17 protein-coding genes are annotated in these 23,455 nt (G+C 61.2%); 12 read left to right on the top strand and 5 right to left on the bottom strand.

The window, feature by feature from the left end:
• The first annotated feature begins 2 nt into the window (after positions 1-2).
• From AC0J1C_RS05585 to AC0J1C_RS05605, 5 genes are all read left to right on the top strand, one after another.
• Positions 3-653, top strand: a complete 651-nt coding sequence (locus AC0J1C_RS05585) for an alginate O-acetyltransferase AlgF (protein WP_473045953.1) — start codon at positions 3-5, stop codon at positions 651-653.
• Positions 650-2,074, top strand: a complete 1,425-nt coding sequence (locus tag AC0J1C_RS05590; RefSeq protein WP_473045954.1) for an alginate O-acetyltransferase AlgX-related protein — start codon at positions 650-652, stop codon at positions 2,072-2,074. The genes AC0J1C_RS05585 and AC0J1C_RS05590 overlap by 4 nt, the downstream gene beginning before the upstream one ends.
• Positions 2,075-2,107: 33 nt before the next feature.
• On the top strand, positions 2,108-3,289 hold the full coding sequence (locus AC0J1C_RS05595) for an alginate lyase family protein (RefSeq protein WP_473045955.1): 1,182 nt from the start codon (positions 2,108-2,110) through the stop codon (positions 3,287-3,289).
• 98 nt (positions 3,290-3,387) lie between these two features.
• Entirely contained in the window at positions 3,388-4,863 is a 1,476-nt protein-coding gene (locus tag AC0J1C_RS05600; RefSeq protein WP_473045956.1) for a mannose-1-phosphate guanylyltransferase/mannose-6-phosphate isomerase, read from the top strand.
• Between the two features lie 83 nt (positions 4,864-4,946).
• Positions 4,947-6,299: a phosphohexomutase domain-containing protein gene (locus AC0J1C_RS05605; RefSeq protein ID WP_473045957.1), complete on the top strand. Its 1,353-nt coding sequence runs from the start codon at positions 4,947-4,949 to the stop codon at positions 6,297-6,299.
• Positions 6,300-6,320: 21 nt separating this feature from the next.
• Here the strand turns inward: AC0J1C_RS05605 and AC0J1C_RS05610 are convergent, their stop codons facing one another.
• Positions 6,321-8,231: a sigma 54-interacting transcriptional regulator gene (locus AC0J1C_RS05610; protein WP_473045958.1), complete on the bottom strand. Its 1,911-nt coding sequence runs from the start codon at positions 8,229-8,231 to the stop codon at positions 6,321-6,323.
• Positions 8,232-8,546: 315 nt separating this feature from the next.
• Between AC0J1C_RS05610 and AC0J1C_RS05615 the strand changes: the two genes are divergently transcribed.
• The 4 genes from AC0J1C_RS05615 to cynS are packed head-to-tail and all read left to right on the top strand — an operon-like array spanning position 8,547 to position 12,228.
• Positions 8,547-9,968 (top strand): ABC transporter substrate-binding protein, encoded by a 1,422-nt coding sequence (locus AC0J1C_RS05615; RefSeq protein ID WP_473045959.1) that lies wholly within the window; start codon positions 8,547-8,549, stop codon positions 9,966-9,968.
• Between the two features lie 2 nt (positions 9,969-9,970).
• Positions 9,971-10,798 carry a nitrate ABC transporter permease gene (ntrB, locus tag AC0J1C_RS05620; protein ID WP_473045960.1) on the top strand — a complete coding sequence of 276 codons (828 nt, stop codon included), beginning with the start codon at positions 9,971-9,973 and terminating at the stop codon, positions 10,796-10,798.
• Between the two features lie 55 nt (positions 10,799-10,853).
• On the top strand, positions 10,854-11,756 hold the full coding sequence (locus AC0J1C_RS05625; protein WP_473045961.1) for an ABC transporter ATP-binding protein: 903 nt from the start codon (positions 10,854-10,856) through the stop codon (positions 11,754-11,756).
• 28 nt (positions 11,757-11,784) lie between these two features.
• Positions 11,785-12,228, top strand: a complete 444-nt coding sequence (gene cynS / locus AC0J1C_RS05630) for a cyanase (protein WP_091992003.1) — start codon at positions 11,785-11,787, stop codon at positions 12,226-12,228.
• Positions 12,229-12,674: 446 nt separating this feature from the next.
• Here cynS and AC0J1C_RS05635 read toward each other — a convergent pair whose 3' ends face one another.
• The gene (locus AC0J1C_RS05635) at positions 12,675-12,953 is read right to left on the bottom strand and encodes an ACT domain-containing protein (RefSeq protein ID WP_473045962.1); all 279 of its coding nucleotides are present in this window, start codon (positions 12,951-12,953) and stop codon (positions 12,675-12,677) included.
• Positions 12,950-14,650, bottom strand: coding sequence for an acetolactate synthase 2 catalytic subunit (ilvG, locus tag AC0J1C_RS05640; protein ID WP_473045963.1), 1,701 nt, complete (start codon positions 14,648-14,650; stop codon positions 12,950-12,952). Before ilvG ends, AC0J1C_RS05635 begins: the two co-directional genes overlap by 4 nt.
• A 279-nt stretch (positions 14,651-14,929) precedes the next feature.
• Between ilvG and AC0J1C_RS05645 the strand changes: the two genes are divergently transcribed.
• The 3 genes from AC0J1C_RS05645 to AC0J1C_RS05655 are packed head-to-tail and all read left to right on the top strand — an operon-like array spanning position 14,930 to position 19,847.
• Positions 14,930-16,012, top strand: a complete 1,083-nt coding sequence (locus AC0J1C_RS05645) for an efflux RND transporter periplasmic adaptor subunit (RefSeq protein ID WP_473045964.1) — start codon at positions 14,930-14,932, stop codon at positions 16,010-16,012.
• A 5-nt stretch (positions 16,013-16,017) separates the two neighbouring features.
• On the top strand, positions 16,018-19,101 hold the full coding sequence (locus AC0J1C_RS05650; RefSeq protein WP_473045965.1) for an efflux RND transporter permease subunit: 3,084 nt from the start codon (positions 16,018-16,020) through the stop codon (positions 19,099-19,101).
• Positions 19,101-19,847, top strand: coding sequence for a pseudouridine synthase (locus tag AC0J1C_RS05655; RefSeq protein WP_473045966.1), 747 nt, complete (start codon positions 19,101-19,103; stop codon positions 19,845-19,847). The genes AC0J1C_RS05650 and AC0J1C_RS05655 overlap by 1 nt, the downstream gene beginning before the upstream one ends.
• On the opposite strand, the gene AC0J1C_RS05660 is transcribed toward AC0J1C_RS05655, so the two are convergent.
• On the bottom strand, positions 19,835-21,694 hold the full coding sequence (locus tag AC0J1C_RS05660) for a putative bifunctional diguanylate cyclase/phosphodiesterase (RefSeq protein WP_473045967.1): 1,860 nt from the start codon (positions 21,692-21,694) through the stop codon (positions 19,835-19,837). The two genes, AC0J1C_RS05655 and AC0J1C_RS05660, sit on opposite strands and share 13 nt — an antisense overlap.
• 149 nt (positions 21,695-21,843) lie before the next feature.
• Positions 21,844-23,331, bottom strand: a complete 1,488-nt coding sequence (locus tag AC0J1C_RS05665; RefSeq protein WP_473045968.1) for an amidase — start codon at positions 23,329-23,331, stop codon at positions 21,844-21,846.
• Positions 23,332-23,455: the final 124 nt, after the last annotated feature.

Consider the following 23,455-nt stretch of genomic DNA (forward strand, 5'->3'; position numbering starts at 1 on the left):
TTATGAAAACGCTTAAGCACGCCGCTTTTCTTGTTGTGATCAGCCTGTTTGGTGCTGTGAGCACCTCCTACGCCGGTGAAGGCGCGCTCTATGCCGCCGAAGCGCCCGACGGTGCCGCGTTTATCCGGGTGGTAAACGCCGATGCCAGCGGCTCCCTGGCCCAGGCGGAGATAGGAGGGAAAACCATCAAGGAGGTCGAGCCTCTCTCCGCAAGCCCCTACATTTACCTGCCGGCCGGCACCTACCAGCTTGAGATTGCCGGCAGCGCTACGCCCGTTCAGATGGACAAGAACGAATTCTACACGGCGGTTGTCCTGGATTCCGGCGAGACCAAAGTGCTCAAGGACGTTGCTTTCGATAATCCCAGAAAGGCTCTGCTGTCGTTCTACAACCTGACAGAAGAGGGTGGTGTCAGCCTGAAGACCGCAGACGGCAAGGTGGCTGTTATTGAATCTGTGGACGCGATCAGCGTGGACAACCGCGAGATTAACGCGGTCAAGATCATGCTCGGGGCGTTCCAGAGCGGTGAACCCCTGGCCAAAACACCCCAGATCAGCCTGCAGAGAGGCAAGGTGTTCAGTGTGTTTGCCATTGATGTGGGCGGATCGCCCCGTCTGGTGGTCGCTGAAAACCGGGTGGACACATCGGTATGAGCAGGCAGTTTTGGTCGCGCCCTTTCCGGGCGCTGGTGTTGGCCATCTTGGCTGGTGGGTGGGCGCAGCTCTCCGGCGCCGTGCAGCCGCCTGAATACGACATTGAGAAATGCTGCGACCTCTGCCCGATGACGGCAGATCCGGCCAGCTATGACACCAGTTATCTGAAGAACTTCAAGATGCTGGTGCAGGGCGAGGATGGCTGGCTTTTCCGGTCCGAGGCCGAGCTGGTGGAAAAGTTCGGCCCGGATCTGGAGGGGCTGAAGCACCTTACACGGTTCGCCCGGCACCTCAAGAAAACCACCGGTACGGAGCTGGTCATGGTGTTCCAGCCCACCAAGGGGCTGGTTCATCCCGATCGTTTGCCGGACACCTCACCGGTGCCGTTCAGCTGGAACCTGGCCCGACACAGTTATGCCGAGGCATTGGAGCGCTTCCGCCAGGCGGGGCTGGTGGTGCCAGACCTGACGCCGTTGCTGACCGAGCCAACCGGTGAGGAAGCCTACTATTTCAAGCGCGACCACCACTGGACACCTTTTGGCGCGCGCCGCACCGCCCGGCTGGTTGCCGAGCGGATCAAGCAGATGCCGGTGTATCAGTCGCTGCCCAAACTCGAGTTTGCCACCCGCCGATCCGGACTGATCCGCAAGGACGGCTCATTGCAGGACGCGGTGCGTCGAATCTGCGGCTTCGAGTATGGCGCCCAGTATGTGGACGAATTCCGCACCGAGTCCGTCGGTACCGGTGAAATCGCTGGCGCCAGCGCGCTCTTCGAGGATCAGGGCCTGCCGCCCATCACCCTCGTTGGCACGAGTAACAGCAAGGGCGCCCAGGACTACAACTTCGTTGGCTCGCTGCAGGAATTCCTGGGCGTGGAAATTCTGAATGTGGCGTTGGCCGGCGGCAGTTATGACGGCTCCATGTTCGAGTATCTGCTCTCTGATAACTTCCGGCAGTCGCCCCCCAAGATCCTGATCTGGGAGGTGCCCGGCTACCACAACCTCGATAGCGTCGAGTTCTACCGCCAGGTGACGCCCATGATCAGCGGAGGATGCGAGGGCGTTGAGCCGGTGATTCAGAACACAACCGCCATAAGCCCTGGTGTCAACGAGGTGCTCTATAACGGCGGCGGGCAGTTCGTGGAAATGCCCAGTGATGAGTACGTGGTGGATCTGCAGTTCAGTGATCCGGCCGTGAAAGAAGTGGATGCCTTCGTGTGGTTTGTCTTTGGCCGAAAGGATCGGGTCGACATGGAGTACGGCGATCGCGTGGAAACGCCCGGCCGGTTCGTGTTCGAACTCCCCGAGGGGCCGAACTGGAACGACGAACTGTTCATGTCACTGGATCTCGAGCTCAAACCCGAGCAGGTGAGTGAGGGGCTTTCGGTCACCGCAAAGATATGTCGGCGTCAGGATATCTGACGCACATTCACCCAGAGTAAGGAGAGGAAAGCCATGAAGATCCGACAACGGACCGGACGGGGTCATTGGCGCCGGACACTTTTGACCGCGGCAGTCTCCATGAGCTTTGGAATCACCGCGGCCAATGCCGGAGAGTGTGTTGAAGGCGAGCTCAGGGCACCCGCGGGCTACTACCAGATTCCGGAGGCGGATGATGGCGGTGACTATGACTGCCAGCAGGTTGAGCCTCACGTGGGAACCCTGTCGTTCACCAGCAAGTACGAGGGCAGCGACGATGCCCGGAATGTGCTGAATGAAGAAGCCCTGCAGGTCTACAAGGAAGCCACGGAGCGGATACGGAATTTCGAAAAAGCGGTGATTGCAGCGGCTGATGACTATCAGGTGGATGGTGATGGCGAGCCGGCCCTGAACTGCCTGATGGACAATCTGGACGCCTGGGCCAGCGCGGATTCGCTACTGACCGATGACATCAACCATGTGGGGCAGGCGGTCAGGAAGTGGGCCCTGGCTGCGGCGGCCAACGCTTACCTTCGGGTCGAGTCCGCTGCGCCGGCGGAGGCACTCGACGGTGCCCGATCCGAGCGTATCGAGCGCTGGTTTCGACAGCTGAGCGATGGCGTCCGCGGCTATTACACCGATCGCGACCCGGACAAGGTCAACAACCACGATTACTGGGCAGCCTGGGCCGTCATGTCTTCTGCGGTGGCAACCCAGGAATGCGGCGACTGGAACTGGTCGCTCGGTAAATTCAACGAGGCCATGGGGCAGGTCAACGCTGCCGGCTATTTGCCCCGGGAGCTCAGCCGGCAGACCCGGGCCCTCGAATACCTCAATTACGCCATGCAGCCGCTGACCATGATCGCGACCTTTGCGGAGGTGAACGGCTACTCCCTCCACAACGATTATCAGGAACAGTTTCGTACGCTGGCAACGAATGTGGTTCAGGGACTTGAGCAGCCTCAACGGATTGAAGAAGTGGTGGGCTACGAACAGATCACCGATGGTCTTTACAAGTCCTGGTCGTTGGCCTGGATGGAGCCGTGGGTGGTCATGTGGGAAGACGTCGGCGGCATGTCGGCGTTTCTGGACGAGTACCGACCCATGAAGTCCACCCGCCTGGGTGGTGACATTTCCTTTCTGTACCAGATCGATCCGCTGTGGCCGGTTGAGACGAGGCCCAACCCGCCCGGCGATATCAAATTGCAAGGCTCATGAATTTTCCCGAGGAGCCCCTGCGCGGGGCTCGGGAGGTACGGGAATAGCCCTGGGGATGATTTCCCAGTCAGTCAGACGAGACGCAAAGGAGCAGGACAATGATTCCAGTCATTCTTTCAGGTGGTAACGGTTCCAGACTCTGGCCCTTATCGCGCCAGGCTTATCCGAAGCAGTTTCTGCCTCTGGTTGGATCCCAGAGCATGTTGCAGCAGACCCTCAGTCGACTTCCGACAGAAGAGACCGAGGCACCGGTGGTGGTCGCCAACGACGAGCATCGGTTTATCGTCAAGGAACAGTTGGAGGCGATGGGGCGCGAACCGCTCTCGATCCTGCTTGAACCCTTTGGCCGGAATACCGCGCCGGCGGTGGCTCTGGCAGCCATTGAGGTGGCAAGAAAGGATCCCAAAGCCATCATGCTGGTGTTACCGGCGGATCACGCCATTGATGATACCGAGGCTTTCCGCAACGCCGTCCTCAAGGGGCAGGAGGCCGCGAGGTCGGGTGGACTGGTACTTTTCGGGATAACCCCGACCCGCCCGGAAACGGGCTACGGGTACATTGGCGTTGGCCACGGTGGCGAGGCGCCGGGTGGCGCGCGCCCGGTATCACGCTTTATTGAAAAACCCGATGCGGAAAAGGCCGCGGCGTTGCTCTCCGCCGGTGGTTACTACTGGAACAGCGGCATGTTCATGTTTCGTGCGGATACTTATCTGGCGGAACTGAAGAAGCACAGCCCCGACATCTATGACACCTGCCTGCTGGCCGCCCGGGGCTTCACCCGCGATCTGCCGTTTACCCGTATTCCAGCCGAGATCTTCGAGCACTGTCCGGACGATTCCATAGATTATGCGGTCATGGAAAAGACATCCCGGGCGTTGCTGGTACCCATGGATGCGGGCTGGAGTGACGTTGGTTCCTGGTCAACGATCTGGAACATAACGGCGAAAGACGACGAATCAAATGCGGTGGTCGGAGACGCTTGCCTGGAAGATACCAGCGGCTGTCTGGTGCATGGCTCCGACAAGCTGGTGGCATTGCTGGGCGTTGAAGACCTGGTGGTGGTTGATACCAGTGATGCTGTCATGGTGGCTCACCGGGACAGGGTCCAGGATGTGAAGAAGCTGGTAACCCGGCTGAAAAGCCAGCAGCGATCGGAAACGCGGACCCACCGGCAGGTTTACCGCCCCTGGGGCAGTTACGACAGCATCGATAACGGTAACCGCTTTCAGGTGAAACGGATCACGGTCAAGCCGGGTGAAAAGCTGTCACTACAGAAGCACCATCATCGGGCCGAGCACTGGATCATCGTGCGGGGCACTGCGGAGGTGACCCGGGATGACGAAACCTTCCTGCTGTCTGAAAACGAATCCACATACATCCCCATCGGATCGGTGCACCGCCTCTTCAATCCGGGACGCATTCCGCTGGAGTTGATCGAGGTGCAATCCGGCGCCTACCTCGGTGAGGACGACATTGAGCGGCTCGATGATCGGTACGGACGGTCGACGCCGCAGCCGGAGGCTGAGAACGAGGCCGAGGAGCAAGAACTGCCGTTGATGTCTGAACGGGTGTGACGCGGCGTGCACGCTTCGTTCAGGGGGCACCCTGGCGTCGCGTGCAGCCCCGCATGCTGACAGTAATGAAGGGAGGTAACGTTGTGGATTTGTCCTGTTTTAAAGCCTATGACCTGCGTGGCCGGGTGCCGGACCAGCTGAACGCCGCGCTGGCGGAGCGCATCGGGCGTGCGTACGTGGAGATGACTGCGGCCGAACGGGTTGTGGTCGGTTACGACATCCGGTTGTCCAGCCCCGAGATTGCCACGGCCCTGAGTGCCGGACTGAAAGCCGGAGGCGCGGATGTGTACGACATCGGCCTGTGTGGCACCGAGCAAGTGTACTTTGCGACCAGCCACTACAACATGGATGGCGGCATCATGGTCACGGCCAGTCACAATCCCAAAGACTATAACGGTATGAAGCTGGTTGGGCCGGGCGCGCGGCCAATCAGTTCGGACAGTGGCTTGAACACCCTTCGGGATCTGGTGCCCGGCGTCTTCCAGGACGCACCGACGCCAGGGCGCACGGAGTGCCTGACCATCGAGCAGGACTACATCAATCACCTGCTGGGATTTGTGGATGAGGGCGTGTTGAGCCCTTTAAAGATCGTGGTGAATGCCGGCAACGGCGGCGCGGGGAAGGTGATCGATGCTCTCGACAGGCGCTTGCCCTTCGAGTTTGTGCGTCTGCATCACCAGCCCGATGGTCATTTCCCGAATGGAGTCCCCAACCCGTTACTGGAGGAAAACCGGGCCGAAACCGCGGAAGCGGTATTGCGCGAGGGGGCAGATATGGGGATTGCCTGGGACGGAGACTACGACCGGTGTTTTTTCTTTGATGAGAAAGGCCGGTTCATCGAAGGCTATTACATCGTTGGCTTGCTGGCCGATCAGTTTCTGCGCAAGGCAGGTGGTGGTCGGATCATTCACGATCCGCGCCTGACCTGGAACACCCTGGATCTGGTTCGGGCTGCCGGTGGAGAAGCGATAGAGAGCAAAACTGGCCACGCCTTTATCAAACAGAGAATGCGCGATGAAGATGCCCTCTACGGGGGAGAAATGAGCGCACACCATTATTTCCGGGATTTCGCCTACTGCGACAGCGGCATGATCCCCTGGCTGCTGGTTGCCGAGCGTCTGTGCCAAAGCGGGCAGACGCTGTCATCTCTGATAGACGAGCGCATTGCCGCCTATCCCGCCAGTGGCGAAATCAACCGGACCGTGGAGGACCCGCGCCGGCTTCTGGAGACGATCGAGAAAATCTACGGAGGTGATGCGCTCTCGGTTGGGCACGTGGATGGCCTCAGCGTGGAGTTCGAGCGCTGGCGCTTCAACCTGCGGATGTCCAACACAGAGCCGGTCGTTCGGCTGAATGTCGAATCCAGGGGCGATATACCCCTGATGAAGGAGAAAACCCAGGAATTGCTGGATGCGATTGCCGGAGTCAGCACCTGAGCGGCTCAAGGTCCATGGCCGTCAGTATTTGCTGGCCCGCTCCGGCGTTATCCGGAGTTTTTTGAGTCGGGAGGTGAGCGTGGTGGGCTTGATCCCCAGCAGGGCCGCCGCGCCATCCTCGCCGAACACCTGGCCGCCGCTGATTTTCAGGGCTCTCAGCAGATTCTTCTTCTCCAGATCCCGCAGGTCCTGCTCGGTGAGCAGGTCGCTGTTGAAGTGCCGGTCTGGTGGGGCAGGCGTTGTCGTTGTCAATGCTCCGGACTCCTGCCCCAGCAGATCCAGATCCAGGCGCCCGTCGGCGGTGATCACCTGGCGCTCAATCACATTCTCCAACTCCCGCACGTTGCCTGGCCAGTGGTAGGCCTTCAGGGTTTCTACGTCCTTTTCCCGCAGGACCAGGGTGGGGCGGTTGAATTTCTGGCAGGCCCGGTTGAGGAATTCCTGGGCCAGAATCGGGATGTCTTCCAGGCGACGTCGCAGGGGTACGGACTCGATGGGGAAGACGTTCAGTCGGAAATAGAGGTCTTCCCGGAAGGTTTTCTGCTGGACCTCGGCTTTGAGGTCGCGGTTGGTGGCGGCAATCACCCGTACGTCCACGCCGCGGGTCCGGTTTTCGCCCACCCGCTCGAACTGTTGGTCCTGTAGCACCCGCAGCAGTTTGCCCTGAAGTTCCAGCGGGATTTCCCCCACTTCGTCCAGGAACAGGGTGCCGCCGTCGGCCAGCTCGAACCGGCCCACCCGGTCGCTGACGGCACCGGTAAAGGCGCCCTTGATGTGGCCGAAGAACTCGCTCTCGAACAGGTCCTTGGGAATGGCAGCACAGTTCACCCGGATCAGGGGCCGGTCACGCCGGCTGCTGGACTGGTGGATGGCGCGGGCAATCAACTCCTTGCCGGTGCCGGACTCGCCGGTGATCAGCACGTTGGCATCGGTGGGGGCCACCATGCCGATGCGCCGCACAATGGCCTTGATGGCATCGCTCTGGCCGAAGATCTCGTGGAAGTGGTATTCGGCGCTCAGTTCCTCCTGCAGGTAGGCGTTTTCCATTTCCAGGCGGTGTTTGAGGGACTCCACTTCCTTCAGCGCCTCCTGTAACTCTTTGCGCGCTTCCAGGCGGGAGGAGATGTCCCGGAACACAACGACGGCGCCCACCGGATGACCGTTATCGAGGATGGGCGTACTGGTGTATTCCACCGGGAAACCGCTGCCATCCTTGCGCCAGAACCAGTCCTCACCCACACGCTTGACGCTGCCATCCCGGAAGGCGGCGTAGATGGGGCATTCCTTGAGTGGAAAAATGGAGCCGTCCTCGTGGGAGTGATGCACAACCCGATGGATCACACGCCCCATGAGCTCATCAATGCGCCAGCCCAGCATGCGTTCTGCCGCCGGATTGGCGAAGGTGGTGCGGCCCTCGGCGTCCACCCCGTAAATGCCTTCGCCCACCGCATGCAGGATCAGCTGGTTTTCCCGCTCCATGTCCTTGAACAGTTCCTCCACCCGGCGCCATTCCAGCAGGCCGCCCCGGTGGTAGTGGTTGGCATCGTGACGCTCCCTCAGGGTACGCAGCTGGCGCCGGTCCCGCAGCAGCAAAAGCAGGTTCTGGGATTCGGCCTCACCCACCCGCGAGGACGAAATTTCCAGCTCCACCGTGTGGCCGTCCCGGTGCTGTAGGAAGAAATCCCGGCTCCAGCCCTGGCTGCGGAACAGGGTTTCCTCGGTAAAGGCAATCAGCTGCGGGCGTTGGTCGGTGAACAGCTGGGTGCAGGGCTTGCCGCTTATTGACTTGCGATCAGTGCCGATCAGTCGGCCCATGGCGCCGTTGGCAGCGAGGATCAGGTCGCGGCCGGCATCCACCAGCAAGGCGGCTTCCGGCAGGTGATCAATCCACTCCAGGTTGTCGAAGAGCGCAATGCGGGTGTCGGTGTTCATGGCGGTGTCCTGGGTCAGTCTGAACTGGCCATTACAAACCCCATGCCAACTACGAAATATCGCAATCGGTACTACGAAAAATCGTTAATTACGAAAAATCGTAGTGCGCGGCTGATCAGCGGGACCCATAAAAAAGCAAAGAAAACAGTGCCTTGAAAAAATATTCGGACTTGGCACAAACCCTGCCATATCACCTTTAGAACGCGTAGCCGACCCGATGCGATGTCGCCACCGGGTCCGAGTCGCACCGTTAGTAGCACCAAAAGAGTGCAGAAACACCCTGAAAACCAGGTCCAATACCCAGGAGAGTGCCCAATGACCACGAAAAGCCTTGGAAATCCCTTTGACGGTGACAAGTCCCTGATCCACGCAAAAAACTGCGGTTGCCATGAGTGCCAGCCCGGTGACAGTGCGCCTTCCATTTCACTTGACCTGAAACCTGCGGCCAGCCACCAGGGCGCAGCAGAGGAGCGAATGGACTCCGAAGCGATGATGGACCGCGCTATCGAGAGTGCCGTGGTGCGCTCCGTGTTCGGCCACAACGACCACAGCCGCCGCAGCTTCATGAAGATGATGGGCGCCGGCACCGCGGCCGCACTGCTCGGCAGCGTGTTCCCCATGGACAAAGCCAAGGCCGCGGTGAAGGAATCCCTCGGCAAACTGGAAAAAACCAAACTGAACGTGGGCTTTGTGCCCATTACCTGCGCCACGCCGATCATCATGGCCCACCCCATGGGCTTCTATGAGCGCTATGGCCTGGATGTAACCGTCACCAAGACCGCTGGTTGGGCGGTGGCCCGGGACAAGTCCCTGGCCGGTGAATACGACGCTTCCCACATGCTCACTCCCATGCCCCTCGCCATGACCATGGGCGCGGGCTCCACGCCGGAGCCGTTCATCATGCCGGCGGTAGAGAACATCAATGGCCAGGCCATCGTGCTGCACGTCGATCACAAGGACAAGCGCGATCCCAAGCAGTGGAAGGGCTTCAAGTTCGGGGTGCCGTTCGAGTACTCCATGCACAACTTCCTGCTGCGCTACTACCTGGCCGAGAACGGAATCGATCCGGACAAAGATGTGCAAATCCGCGTGGTTCCGCCACCCGAGATGGTGGCCAACCTGCGCGCCGGTAACCTCGACGGTTATCTGAGCCCGGACCCATTCAACCAGCGTGCCGTGTGGGAGAAGGTAGGTTTCATCCACATGCTCACCAAGGACATCTGGGAAGGCCATCCGTGCTGCGCCTTTGCCTGCAGCCAGAAGTTCGCGACCGAGAATCCGAACACCTACGGCGCCCTGTTGCGGGCCATCATTGATGCTACCCAATACTCCAACAACCCGGAAAACCGCAAGGAAATCTCCGAGGCCATCGCGCCGAAGAACTACCTGAACCAGCCGGTACCGGTCATCCAGCAGGTGCTCACCGGCTACTACGCCGACGGCCTGGGTGAAGTGAAGAACGTGCCGGACCGCATCGATTTCGACCCGTTCCCCTGGCACTCCATGGGCGTGTGGATCCTCACCCAGATGAAGCGCTGGGGCTACATCGAGGGGGATGTGGACTACAAGGGCATCGCCGAGCAGGTCTACCTGGCCGGTGAGACCGGCAAGCTGATGGAGGAAATGGGCTACAGCGCGCCGGACAAGACCTACAAGACCCACACCATCATGGGCAAGACCTTCGATCCGGAGAGTCCTGAAGAGTATGCCCGCAGCTTTGCCATCGGGAGGGTGTAACCATGGCTTCCCTGAACGTACGCGCAGCCCTGCTGTCGGTGTCGTTCCTCATTCTGGCCCTCGGGCTCTGGGAAATGGCAACCCAGCCGCCGGAAGCGGACGCGGCCATGACCGAGTACGAGCGCCTGATGGGCGGGGCCGACCAGGAATCCCGGGTGCCGCCGCCCTCGGAGGTGATCAAGCTGGCCTGGGCCGAGCTGTCCAACCCGTTCTATGACGCCGGCGCCAACGACAAGGGCATCGGCATCCAGCTGGCCTACTCGGTGTACCGGGTACTTACCGGCTACCTGGCGGCCATGGCCATCGCGTTGCCCATCGGCTTCCTGATCGGCATGTCGCCGCTGATGTACAAGGCCCTGAACCCGTACATCCAGGTGCTGCGACCGATCTCGCCGCTGGCCTGGATGCCCCTGGCGCTGTTCATCATCCAGGATTCAGACGCCTCGGCCATCTTCGTGATCTTTATCTGCTCGATCTGGCCGATGCTGCTGAATACCGCCTTTGGCGTGGCCAACGTCCGGCAGGACTGGGTGAACGTGGCCCGCACCCACGAGCTCAGCCCGATCAAGACCGCGCTCACGGTCATCCTGCCGGCCGCCGCACCCACCATCCTCACCGGCATGCGCATCTCCATTGGTATCGCCTGGCTGGTCATCGTGGCCGCGGAGATGCTCGTGGGCGGCACCGGCATTGGCTACTACGTGTGGAACGAATGGAACAACCTGGATCTGGCCAGTGTGATCTTTTCCATCCTCATGATCGGGGTGGTGGGCATGCTGCTGGACCTGGCCCTGGGCAAGGCCCAGAAACTGGTGGAATACAAAGAATGAGCGGCCCGGCACCGGTTTTCGGTGCCGGCCTCAACCCTCCGAACGGAGACCTGTTATGACGAAATCATTCCTGGAAGTAGATGGTCTGTCCAAGATCTACCCGGACGGCCAGGGCGGTGAGCTGACCGTCTTCGAGGATGTCCGCTTTGCCCTGGAGAAAGGGGAGTTTGTCTGCATCATCGGCCACTCCGGCTGCGGCAAATCCACCATTCTGAACGTGCTGGCAGGCCTGGACGAAGCCAGCGCCGGCAACGTGGTAATGAACGGCAAGGAAGTAAAGGGCCCGGGCCTGGAGCGCGGCGTGGTGTTCCAGAACTACAGCCTGCTGCCCTGGAAAACCGCCCTGAACAACATCGTGTTTGCCGTGAAAGCGCGCTGGCCGAGCTGGTCCAAGGAAAAGGTGAGAGAGCACAGCGAGCGCTACCTGAAAATGGTGGGCCTGGAGCACGCCATGAACCGCAAGCCTTCGCAGCTCTCAGGCGGCATGCGCCAGCGGGTGAGCATCGCCCGGGCTTTCGCCACGCAACCGGAACTGCTGCTGCTGGACGAACCTTTCGGCGCGCTGGATGCGCTGACACGGGGCGTGATCCAGGACGAGCTGGTGAAAATCTGGGAAGAAACCCGCCAGACCGTCTTCATGATCACTCACGACGTGGATGAGGCCATCCTGCTGTCTGATCGCATCTTCCTGATGTCCAACGGACCCAACGCGCGGATTGCCGAGAGCGTGAAAGTAGACATCCCGCACCCGCGGGCACGCTCCACCATCTTCCAGAACCCGGCCTACCACAAGACCCGGGATTACCTGGTGGACTTCCTGGTGAACCGCAGCGGCTCGGCCCTGCCGGAAAAAGACGGCACCCCGAAAGTCGCCGAACCGGCGAAAGGTGTCAGCCAACCGGCCCCCGAGGCCACCGAAACCGAATCCGATACCGCCGCTCGCGCGGTGAATGCCTGACGTAACAACCCAAGAGAGGAAAACAGCCATGATGAACAAAGAACTGATGACCGCAAAAATCCTGGAAGCCAAAGTCGCCAAGGGCATGACCTGGGAAGCCATTGCCGAAGCCATCGGCATGTCCCCGGTGTTCACCACCTCGGCCGCTCTGGGCATGAACAGCCTCACCGAAGACAAGGCGTTCGCCCTGTGCGAAACCCTGGGCCTGGAAAAGCCGGTGGCCGAAGCCCTGCAGGTGTGCCCGAAGAAAGCCTGGGATGGTGCCGTGCCCCAGGATCCGCTGATCTACCGTCTGTACGAGGTAGTGGGCGTATACGGTGACACCATGAAGGAACTCATTCACGAGAAGTTCGGTGACGGCATCATGAGTGCCATCGATTTCACCATGGACATCGAGAAGGAGGAGAATCCGAAGGGCGACCGGGTGGTGGTCACCATGAACGGGAAGTTCCTGCCTTATAAGGCCTGGTAATTCCGAGTTCTATTACCTCGGAGGTCCCGTCCTTGTAGCCTTTTGGTTGAGGGGCGGGCTTGCGGGGTGGCAGGTGGATTTTTCTTGGAAAAAGAACTCGCTTCGCTCAGACAGCTTTTTCCGGCGAAAAATCCACCTACCACCCCGCGCCGACGTGCAACACGGGTTCACTGGCTTAAAGACTTTTTTTCTTTCGAACTGGACTTACCGGTGAACGCGACAATCAGCCGCAAGCGTTTCCCCTCTGAGAAGTCCCTTTGCGCGTTAAATCTTTCATCTTTTCGTTAGGCATATCGTTGCTGCCCGTCGGTAGGGGGTGGTGGTATTTTTTCTGACAGGGAAAAGGTGTCTGAGCGAAGCGAGTTCTTTTCCCCGAAGAAAAAATACCGCCACCCGCGTACCCGCCCGCCAAACCTCAGGCTAAGAAAAAGCCAGACCCCCAAAGCTTAAGCCGAACGGGAACGGGCCACAGACCCAGCCGCCAGGGCAACCTCGGCCACCGTATGCAGTTTCTCCAGTTGCGACTGCAACATGGCGATCGGCCGGGTGCCCTCCAGAGTGAGGGCGATGTTCAGATGCTCGCCGGCGGTTTCCACCGCCATGGTGGCGATCCGGAACCCGCGAATGCGGACTACCTGGCAGAGCCGCTCCAGGGCGGCCGCTTCCTGATTCATTCGGCAGTGGATGGTGTAGCTGGGCGTTGCTGGCTGGCTTTGCGGGTTCATGCTACCTGCTCCTGCTTGTTGTTCGCGGTGCGTCGGGTTTCGTCGATCATGTCGATGTTGCTGGCGCCGGGTTTGACGATGGGCCAGACGTTTTCTTCACGGCTGATGGCCACGTGCAGCAGCATCGGGCCGTTGTAGGCCAGAATGGTCTCGATGCCACGGCGGATCTGGTCGGTGCGTTCGATGTGCAGGGCCGGGATGTCGAAGGCCCGGGCCATGGCTACGAAGTCGGGGTTGTCGTCCAGGTTTATCTGGCTTTCCCTGTTGTTGTAGAACAGCTCCTGCTGCTGGCGGACCATGCCCAGGCACTGGTTGTCCATCACGATCAGTTTCACCGGCAGGTTGTACCGGCGGATGGTGGCCAGCTCCTGGGCGTTCATCATGAACGAGCCGTCCCCGGTGACGTTGATGACGGTGCTGTTGCGATCCGCAAACTGGGCGCCGATGGCGGCGGGCAGGCCGAAGCCCATGGTACCCAGGCCGCCGCTGGTAAGGTGGTGGCGCGGGTGGTCGAAATCGTAGTGCTGGGCCACCCACATCTGGTGCTGGCCCACGTCGCAGGCGATGACGGTGTCGTCCGGGGCAATCCGTGACAGCTGGCGGATAAAGGCCGGGCCGGTGATCGGGGCCAGGGGCTCCTCGTTGTCGGCCGCATGGAAACCGCCGGTGGTATGCCAGGTTCGGCACTGTTTCTGCCAGGGGCCGATGACCAGCGGCTGTTTCTCAAACGCCTCGGTGAGTGCCGACAGAATAGCGTTCAGATCGCCACGGATTGCCAGGTCGGCCGGGCGCAGTTTGTTGATCTCGGCGGCGTCCGCGTCGATGTGAATCAGCCGGGCGTTCGGCGCGAAGCCGTCCAGCTTGCCGGTGGCCCGGTCGTCCAGGCGGGCGCCGATCACCAGCAGCAGGTCGCATTCGTCCACCGCCTTGTTGGCGGCCCGGGAGCCGTGCATGCCCAGCATGCCCAGATTGTAGGGATTGTGTTTGCCGGGGTTGCCGATGCCCTTCAGGGTAACAACCGCAGGCAGGGCCGAGGTTTGAGCAAAGGCCCGGAAACTGTCCTCGGCGTGGGCCAGGCTAACGCCACCACCGCTGTAGAGCAGGGGCTTGCGGGCGGTGCGCAGCATGGCCAGTACCTCGGTCAGATCCGGAGCGGCGTTGGAGGCTGTCGCTTGTTGAGGGGCGGGCGCCTCGGCCACTTCGGTCAGCAACAGGTCTTTAGGGATATCAATCCAGACGGGACCGGGGCGACCGCTCTGGGCGAGTTCAATCGCCTCTTCCAGGATGCCGGGCAGGCTGTCCGCATCGTCGATCAGGTAGCTGTGTTTGACGATGCCCAGGGTCATGCCGAGTACGTCGGTCTCCTGGAAAGCGTCTGTGCCGATCAGCCCGGAGGGCACCTGGCCGGTGATCACCAGCATGGGAATGGAATCCCGGTGGGCGTTGGCCACGCCGGTAATCAGGTTGGTGGCGCCGGGGCCGGAGGTGGCAATGCACACGCCCAGCTTGCCGCTGGCCCGGGCGTAGCCGTCGGCGGCCAGGGCGCAGGCCTGTTCGTGGCGGCACAGCACGTGTTCCACGCCCACATCGTCCACCAGCGCGTCGTAGAGCGGCATGATGCAGCCGCCCGGGTAACCGAAAACCGTGCTGATGTGGTGGCGGTGGAACGCTTCAAGAATGTGCTGTGCGCCGTTCATGGTCGTTTTTCCCTTTTCTTTTGCCGTAAAAAAAGAAACCCCCGGGACCTTTCGGTGCCGGGGGTTTCTGGTGTCTTGTCAGGTTGTCGCTATCTCACCCGCTTGTCCACGCAAAAGCCCCCGGACGGTACCACGACCACCAGGACAAGCTTCACAAGGACAATCACTGAGTTGAGATTCATAAAGTCGACGGTCTGCTCTGAATTCACAAAACGATTCTGTGTAGAATCTAACCCACATTTTTAGCCGGGCGCAAGCCTTATTTACAGAGAGCATTCAATGACGAAAGCAAAATGGGGGTCGATCGGACTTTCCCTTCTTATCGTGGTGGTTCTGGTGATCTGGATGGCGACCGGAGAAGTGAAGGTGGCCAGCGAGGAAGTGCCGGAACGCCAGGAGAACGCCGAAGACTCGCTCACCAGCGTACAGGTGGAAACCCTGAGTGCCAGGCTCCATGAGCCCGGGCTTATGCTCCAGGGCCAGCTTGAGCCCTGGCGTTCGGTGCTGCTCAGTGCGCAGGTGTCGGGCAGGGTGGAATCCCTTTCTGTGGGGCTGGGAGAGCAGGTACGCCAGGGTCAGCAACTGCTGGAGATCTCTGATGAAGGGCGCAGTGCCGAGGTTCTGCGCTGGCAGTCCCGGGTAAAGAAGCTGGAGGCTGATCTGGCGGCGGCCCGGCGCCTGAGGTCTGGCAACCTGGCCGCGGAATCCGAGGTGCTGGGGCTGGAAAGTGAGCTGGCCGCCGCGAGAGCCGAGCTGACCAGCGCCCGGCAGGTGGTCGACCACCTGACTCCGGAAGCGCCCTTTGATGGCATCATCAACCAGAAATCCGTGGATACCGGCGACCTGGTGCAGATTGGCTCGCCGCTGCTTGAGTTGGTACAGGTGGATCGCCTGAAAGCAACCGCCCGGGTGCCCCAGCAGTCCGTGGCCGATGTCGCGCCGGGCCAGGCGGTTCGGGTGGATCTTCTGGACGGCAGCCAGCTCTCGGGCGTGGTTACCTTTGTGGCCAGTGCCGCGTCACCGGAAACTCGCAGTTTTGCGGTGGAAATTGCGGTGGAGAACCCGGATCGCAAGCGGATCGCCGGCGGCAGCGCCAGCCTGCGTGTGGCCCTGCCGGAGGTTAAGGCCATGTTCATTTCGCCGGCCTATCTCTCGCTCGGCGACGATGGACGGCCCGGTGTGAAGTACGTCAATGGCGATAACGAAGTGGCGTTCGGTCGGGTGAAACTGCTGAGCGTGTCCACCGAAGGCGCCTGGGTGACCGGCCTGCCGGATGAGATCCGACTGATCACTCGGGGCGGCGGGTTTGTCAGTATCGGCGAGCGCGTATTGCCCGTTGATGCTGCTGAAAACCGGGGCTAGAGCCGATGCGCACCCTCATTTTTGCCGCCATTGATCGTAGCCGGACCACGTTGCTGACCCTGCTGTTCCTGATTCTGGGCGGTCTGGTGGCGTTCCAGACCATCCCCAAGGAAGCCAATCCCGACGTCACCATCCCGATGATCTATGTCTCCATGACCCTGGACGGCATCAGCCCGGAGGACGCCGAGCGCCTGCTGGTTCGGCCCATGGAGCAGGAGCTGCGTACCCTGGAAGGCATCAAGGAAATGCGCGGTACCGCCTCGGAAGGCCATGCTTCGGTGATGCTGGAGTTCGATGCCGGCTTCGACCCGGACAAAGCGCTGCAGGACGTGCGGGAGAAGGTGGATACGGCCCGCACCAAGCTGCCCGAGGAGGCGGACGAGCCGAGGGTGAACGAGATCAACGTATCGCTGTTCCCGGTGCTGTCGGTGGGGCTTTCTGGCCCGCTCTCGGAACGTGAGCTGATTACCATTGCTCGGCGGTTCCAGGATGCCATCGAGTCCATTCCGGAAGTGCTGGAAGTCGACATCGGCGGCGACCGGGAGGATCTGCTCGAGATCGTGGTGGACCCCCAGGTGCTTGAGAGCTACGGCATTGATTTTGACCAGCTGGCCGCCCTGGTTACCCGGAACAACCAGCTGGTGGCGGCAGGCTCTCTCGACACCGGCAACGGCCGCATGGCCCTCAAGGTACCCGGGGTGATCGAGACCATCGAGGATGTCATGTCGATGCCGGTGAAGGTGGAGGGCGACACGGTGGTGACCTTTGGCGACGTTGCCATGCTCCAGCGTACCTTCAAGGACCCCAAGGGTTTTGCCCGCATCAACGGTGAGCCGGCCCTGGTGCTGGAAGTGTCCAAACGTGCCGGCGCCAACATCATCGAGACCATCGCCCAGGTTCGTGAGCTGATTGACGAGGCCCGACCGCAACTGCCGGATGCCCTGGAAATACGCTACATCATGGATCAGTCCCAGGAAGTAAGGGACATTCTCAGTGACCTGCTCAACAACGTGCTGACCGCCATTGTACTGGTGTTGATCGTGGTGATTGCCGCCATGGGGCCGAGGTCGGCCGTGATGGTCGGCCTGACCATTCCGGGCGCCTTCCTCACCGGCATCCTGGTGATCTGGAGTATGGGTCTCACTCTCAACATCGTGGTGCTGTTCAGCCTGATTCTGGTGGCGGGCATGCTGGTGGACGGCGCCATCGTGGTCTCTGAACTGGCGGACCGAAACCTGACCGAGGGCCATCCGGTCAGGCACGCCTGGGCCGAGGCGGCCAGCCGCATGGCCTGGCCCATCATCGCCTCCACCGCGACCACGCTGGCGGTATTCTTGCCACTGCTGTTCTGGCCCGGTGTGGTGGGTGAGTTCATGAAGTTCCTGCCGCTGACCGTGATCATCTGCCTTATCGCTTCCCTGGCGATGGCGCTGGTGTTCCTGCCAGTGCTTGGCAGCGTCAGTGGTGGCCGGCGGTCGCTCAACACGCAGCCGGGCGGGCAGCTGATGCGAGGGTATCGCCAGTTGCTGTCCAGGCTTCTGCAATCGCCGGGTCTGACTCTGGTGGGCGTGCTGCTGGTGATTGGCGTGATCTACGTGGCCTATGCACGCTTCAACCATGGGGTGGAGTTTTTCCCGAGCGTGGAGCCGGATTCGGCGCAGGTGCAGGTCAGGGCCCGCGGCGATCTCTCCGTTTGGGAGCGGGATGTCATTGTGCGGGAAGTGGAACAGCGTCTGCGTGGCATGCCTGAGGTGAAGGCTCTATACGCCCGTTCAATGGTTCGCCCCGGCTCCCAGCTGGCGCCGGACGTGATCGGTGTTCTGCAGTTTCAGTTTACCGACTGGTTCACCCGTCGCCCGGCCAGTGCCATTCTGGAGGACTTCCGGGATCTGACGGCGGACATTCCCGGCATAGAGCTGGAGTTCCGGAAACAGGAGGGCGGACCGGCCGAGGGCAAGCCCATTGAGCTGCAGGTGAGCAGCCGCAGTGCCGGAAACCTGAATGGCTACGTGAATGAGATCAAGGAAAAGATGCGCGAGCTGGGCGGCTTCGTGGACATCGAGGACGACCGCAGCCTGCCGGGAATCGAGTGGCGGCTGCAGGTGGACCGTGAGGCAGCGGCGCGCTTCGGCACGGACGTACTGGGTATCGGCAGTGCGGTGAGGCTGGTGACCAACGGCCTGGTTCTGGCTACCTACCGGCCGGAAGACGTGCGGGACGAAGTCGATATTGTGGTCCGCGTGCCCAACAACTGGCGGGAACTGGACCATCTTCAGCGGCAGACCATCAACACGCCCAGGGGCCAGGTGCCGTTGTCGGAATTCGTGGACCTGCGCCCGGGTGACAAGACCAACAGCATTGTGCGGGTGGATGGCCAGCGCACCGTCACCATCAAATCCGAGCTGGCCGAGGGCCGTCGGGTGGATGAACTGCTGCGCTCGCTCCAGGCCGCGATGCCCGAGCCGCCAGAGGGCGTATCGGTGAAGTTCGCTGGCGAGAATGAAGACCAGCAGCAGGCTTCAAACTTCCTGGCCACTGCGTTCCTGGTGGCTATTGGCCTGATGCTGCTGATCCTGGTCACCCAGTTCAATTCCCTGTACCAGACGTTCCTGATTCTCTCCGCCATTGTGCTGTCCACCGCCGGGGTGCTGATGGGGCTGCTGGTGAACGGTCAGTCCTTCGGCATTGTGATGGTGGGCATGGGCACCATTGCCCTGGCGGGAATTGTGGTGAACAACAACATCATTCTGATTGACACCTACAACCAGATGCGCAAGGAAGGGCTGGGCGCCTATGAGGCTGCGCTGGAAACGGGCTGCCTGCGTCTGAGGCCGGTTTTGCTCACCGCGATCACAACGGTATTGGGCCTGATGCCCATGGTTCTTGGCGTCAACGTGGACCTGCTCACACCCTCCCTGGGCCTCGGCGCGCCCTCCACCCAGTGGTGGACCCAGCTGTCCAGCGCCATTGCCGGCGGACTCACCTTTGCCACCGTGCTGACCCTGCTGCTGACACCGGCCCTGCTGGTGCTGGGAAACCGGGCCGGCCAGTCGTTACGGAGCCTGGCCGCACGGATGCGCAACGCCTGATGCAGAATTCCAACCCCCTGACACTGCTTTACCGCGATGAGCACCTGCTTGTGGTTCACAAACCGGCAGGCCTGCTGGTGCATCGGAGCCCCATTGACCGGCACGAGACGGAGTTTGCGCTGCAGTATGCCCGGGCGCTGAATGGCGGAGAGCACGTTTACCCGATGCATCGACTGGATCGGCCGACCTCTGGTGTCCTGGTGTTTGCCAGAGACAGCGAAACGGCCCGTCGCCTCGGGTTGGCGATGATGGAGGGATCGGTTCGAAAGACCTACCTGGCGATGGTGCGAGGGTGGCCGCCAGCGCAGGGCGAGATTGACCACCCGTTGAGGGAGGAGTCCGAGGATCGCCGGCTGAAAGGTTCCGAGCAACCGGTTCGCGAGGCCTTAACCCGTTTCCGGACCCTGGCAACCACCGAGATTCGAGTGGCCATCGAGAAATACCCAAGCAGCAGGTACGCGGTCGTGGAGCTGTATCCGGAGACCGGACGGAAGCATCAGCTTCGTCGGCACATGAAGCACATTCACCACCCGATCATCGGAGATGCCAATCACGGCCGCGGGCGTCACAATCGCTACTTTGCCGAACGTTTCGGCCAGGGCAGGTTGATGCTGGCGGCCACGGCGATTGCCTTTGAACATCCGGTCTCGGGCGAGTCTATGGTGGTGCGGGCAAGACCGGAAGCAAGCTTTATGGAGGTGCTGTCGATATTTCCGGGCTTTGTTTTGCCCGGTCAGGCCGGATGATTGAGGAATTTGGCGCAAATGTCCGCGAAGGGCAGGGGCTTGCTGTACCGGTAGCCCTGGAGGTAATCGCAGCCCTTGTCGAACAGCCAGGTTTCATGAGCTTCCAGCTCTACCCCTTCAGCCACCACCGAGAGCCCCAGGCCCCGTGCAAGCCCTATGATCGAGAGCGTGATGGCACAGTCATTCTCGTCATCAGGCAGGTTATTGATGAAGGAGCGGTCAATCTTGATACGCGAGAACGGAAGGCTCTTGAGTCGTGACAGAGACGAGTAGCCCGTGCCAAAGTCGTCGATCGCCAGTTCGGCTCCGTCCGCCACAAGTTGTTCAAGGACCCCGCTGATTACCTCGAAATCCCCCTGGATCGAATCCTCGGTCACCTCGAACTGCAGGGCGTTGACAGGCATTTTATAGCGCTCGCAGATGCGCCGGACAAGCTCGGGCAGTTCCTGAACAAGCACTTGTTCCGCAGACAGATTGACGGAGACAGTGGGCAGGTGAACTCCCAAATCCCTGGCCTCTCGCCAGTGCTGGCAAACCCGCTCCAGCACACAGGCGCCCAGCTCGAACATCAGGCCTGCGCTGCGGGCAACATCGAGAAACTCGATGGGGGATAGCCAGCCACGACGCGGGTGTTGCCAGCGCACCAGCGCCTCCAGACTCTCAAGATGCTGGCCGGTGCGGTCCATGATGGGCTGGTAAAATACGTCCAGTCCCTGACTCTTGAGCGCTTCCCGCAACTCCCTCTCCAGAGCAAACCGGGATCGGGCGGTCATCTGTATTTCCGAATCGAACAGGGTTGAGCGGTCCCGACCCTGCCGCTTGGCATGGTACATGGCCGCTTCAGCGCCCCTGAGCAGTTCCTCCGGTTCTTCGCAGTCACCGGGGAAATGACAGATGCCCACGCTGGCACTGATGTTCAGGGTCTGGTCGGAAACCTTGATGGGCTGGCGGATGCGACCCTGGATTTCACGAGTAACCTCACCAAGGAAATCGGGCAGGGTATAGTTGCGGATTACCAGGGCGAACTCGTCGCCGCCAATCCGGGCGAGAAAATCTTTTCCAGCAAGCTGGAGCTCTCTCAGGCGTTGCCCGATGCCGGCAATCACCTGGTCTCCCGCCTGGGGCCCCAGCCCGTCATTGATGGTTTTCAACCGATCCACATCAATCCACAGCAGGGCCAGACTGCCAGTACCCCGCTGCTTGATTTTGCGTACCAGGTGCTCCAGGCGATCCCGCAAAGAATCGATATTGGCCAGGCCGGTCAGGGCATCGTAGCGGCGGACATAGTCGAGGGCCCGTTTAGACCGCAGCCAGGCCTCGTGGGTGTTCATCAGGCTGATGGTGTCAGCGATGGCGACCGCCAGGGAGATGTCCGGTACCGTCCATGCCCGGCAGGTACCGGACTCAAGGCAGACAACACCGCTCAGCCGTTCACCGTCAAAAATCGGTGCGTCGAGCATGGCCTGGATGTTCTGCACCGACAGGTATTCGCGATCGAAGGAACTGGTTCGAGGGTCGTTGCGGGCGTCCTCTACGGCAATCACTCGTTCCTCGGTAATCGCCTTGAAATACGCGGGGTGGTCGGAACGGAACAGCTGGATATCCGACGGCGCTACGGGGGGCGCTTTTCTGCGCGCTTCGCTCTGGTCGTGCAGCCATTCACATCGAATACGATCGCGCTCGGGTGGGAACTGCCAGACGCTGGCACGCCGGAGGCCCAGGCGGTTGGCGCAAAGCTCCAGCAGAGCCGCGAGTTTCCGGGTCCTGGGGAGGTCGATGAAGCTGGTGTTGTGGCTCAGCTCCATCAGTGCCTTATGGTGGGTCACAAGAACATCACTGTCGCGCATGGCCGGGCTCAATGTCAGATCCTTGTTATTGAAATACGGGCGGCCCTGTTTGCTGGTTCTGTCGGGAAGGTCAAGAGCAGATCAGGTCAGTCCTGAGCTTCCTAAAGAATATGACAGTTCAGGTGTTTCTTGTCCAACGCCGGGCGCGCTCACACCGTGTCCGGCACAGGCTGGCCGGCGTTACCGGTGGCCTCAGCGGAGTAAAGAAGTGGCCAAGGCGCCTCCGCCTCAAGTGCGAACGCTATGTCCAGCAGGGTGCCTTCACCGCCGTGTTGCCCCATGAACTGCACGGCAACCGGCAGGCCTTCCGGGGTGCGTCCCATGGGCAGGGCGATGGCGGGCGCGCCGGTTGCGTTCGCCAGTGGCGTGAAGCTGACATAGCGCCGCAGACGCTCAAACAGGGTTTCGAAGGGAACGTCCGGGCTCAGGTGGCCCAGTTCCGGCGTGGAATGGCCAAGGACGGGCGTTAGCACCGCGTCGTAGCCCTTCATTGCTCGGGTGTAGTCCCGCTGGGATTGTTTGAGCCGCCAGAGGGCGGCGGGCAGGCGCCAGAACTGCCTCCGGAACATAGCATCCAGCCCGTTGGTCAGGCCGTCCGTCCGGTGCTTGTCAAACCCGGGATGCAGCAGCTTCTTGCCATTGGCCCGAACCCCGAAGGCCAGGAGTGCCCAGTAGAGAGCGAAATCCTCCGGGAAAGAGCGGTGTACCGGCACGGGGACCGGTTCGACCCGGTGGCCGAGTTTCTCCAGGGTATGGGCGGTTTGCTCCACGGTCTTGCGGGTAATGTCGTCCGTCCTGTGGCCATTGATGGAGTCAAGCACCAGGCCAATTGTCAGCTTTCGATCCGAAGGGCCCTCCCTGTGGCCAACGGCGGCCAGCCTGGTGTTCCTGTGAAAAAGCTCGGCCTGTTCCAGGAAATTCGCGGTGTCCCGAACCGAACGGGAAACAATGCCTTCGCCAATAATGTTCAGTGGCAGCGAGGCCGCGGCTTCGTTGTCCAGCAGGCGGGCGTGGGTAGGCTTGAGGCCTACCAGGCCACAGCAGGCCGCGGGTATCCGGATGGAGCCGCCGCCGTCGTTGGCGTGGGCGACGGGCACCACCCCGGCGGCCACCAGCGCAGCAGACCCACCGGAGGAGGCGCCTGCAGAATACGCCAGGTTCCAGGGGTTGCGGGTGGCAGGCGCATGGGCAGGTTCGGTGGTGGCATTGAATCCGAACTCGGGCAGTGTGCTTTTGCCAAGGCAAACGAAGCCCTGGGCCAGCAGTTGGCGGGCGAAAGGACTGGTGTCGGAGGCCCGGGCGGCCGGAACGGCCAGGGAACCATGTTGCGTGGTCTGCCCGGCAACGTTGGTGTTGTCCTTGATGAACGTGGGCACACCCCGGAAGTATGGCCAGGATGCGGGGCGGTCGTGGTTGTCGAGGGCTTTTGCCTCCGCCATGGCCCGCTCGTAGTCCTCTGCGGCCACGCCCTGCAGCAGGGGTTGTGCCGCGTTTGCACGGTCGATGGCGGCCCGGGTCACTTCCGCCACAGACACCTCCCCGGACCTCAGGCGGCGGGCGAGGGCCGTGGCGTCATCGTGCCCCAGCGCATCGTTTCTGAACGTCGAGCAGGTCTTTGGAGCCTGGGTATCGGGCATGGTGCTTCCCTGTCTGTCTGGTGGCCAGTTCAGAATTTACTCTACGGTAATCCCCGGCGTGGCAACATGTCATTTCGGGAAGCGGAGGCATGGGCGTGATCAAAGTCCGTAAAAAGGCTCTTTT

The organism is Marinobacter sp. E2 (genome assembly GCF_055755345.1).

Excerpts from the sequence above, each read along its gene's own strand:
- AC0J1C_RS05585 (WP_473045953.1), top strand. The coding sequence starts at position 3 with ATGAAAACGCTTAAGCACGCCGCTTTTCTTGTTGTGATCAGCCTGTTT.
- AC0J1C_RS05590 (WP_473045954.1), top strand. The coding sequence starts at position 650 with ATGAGCAGGCAGTTTTGGTCGCGCCCTTTCCGGGCGCTGGTGTTGGCC.
- AC0J1C_RS05595 (WP_473045955.1), top strand. The coding sequence starts at position 2,108 with ATGAAGATCCGACAACGGACCGGACGGGGTCATTGGCGCCGGACACTT.
- AC0J1C_RS05600 (WP_473045956.1), top strand. The coding sequence starts at position 3,388 with ATGATTCCAGTCATTCTTTCAGGTGGTAACGGTTCCAGACTCTGGCCC.
- AC0J1C_RS05610 (WP_473045958.1), bottom strand. The coding sequence starts at position 8,231 with ATGAACACCGACACCCGCATTGCGCTCTTCGACAACCTGGAGTGGATT.
- AC0J1C_RS05615 (WP_473045959.1), top strand. The coding sequence starts at position 8,547 with ATGACCACGAAAAGCCTTGGAAATCCCTTTGACGGTGACAAGTCCCTG.
- ntrB (WP_473045960.1), top strand. The coding sequence starts at position 9,971 with ATGGCTTCCCTGAACGTACGCGCAGCCCTGCTGTCGGTGTCGTTCCTC.
- AC0J1C_RS05625 (WP_473045961.1), top strand. The coding sequence starts at position 10,854 with ATGACGAAATCATTCCTGGAAGTAGATGGTCTGTCCAAGATCTACCCG.
- cynS (WP_091992003.1), top strand. The coding sequence starts at position 11,785 with ATGATGAACAAAGAACTGATGACCGCAAAAATCCTGGAAGCCAAAGTC.
- AC0J1C_RS05635 (WP_473045962.1), bottom strand. The coding sequence starts at position 12,953 with ATGAACCCGCAAAGCCAGCCAGCAACGCCCAGCTACACCATCCACTGC.
- ilvG (WP_473045963.1), bottom strand. The coding sequence starts at position 14,650 with ATGAACGGCGCACAGCACATTCTTGAAGCGTTCCACCGCCACCACATC.
- AC0J1C_RS05645 (WP_473045964.1), top strand. The coding sequence starts at position 14,930 with ATGACGAAAGCAAAATGGGGGTCGATCGGACTTTCCCTTCTTATCGTG.
- AC0J1C_RS05650 (WP_473045965.1), top strand. The coding sequence starts at position 16,018 with ATGCGCACCCTCATTTTTGCCGCCATTGATCGTAGCCGGACCACGTTG.
- AC0J1C_RS05655 (WP_473045966.1), top strand. The coding sequence starts at position 19,101 with ATGCAGAATTCCAACCCCCTGACACTGCTTTACCGCGATGAGCACCTG.
- AC0J1C_RS05660 (WP_473045967.1), bottom strand. The coding sequence starts at position 21,694 with ATGCGCGACAGTGATGTTCTTGTGACCCACCATAAGGCACTGATGGAG.
- AC0J1C_RS05665 (WP_473045968.1), bottom strand. The coding sequence starts at position 23,331 with ATGCCCGATACCCAGGCTCCAAAGACCTGCTCGACGTTCAGAAACGAT.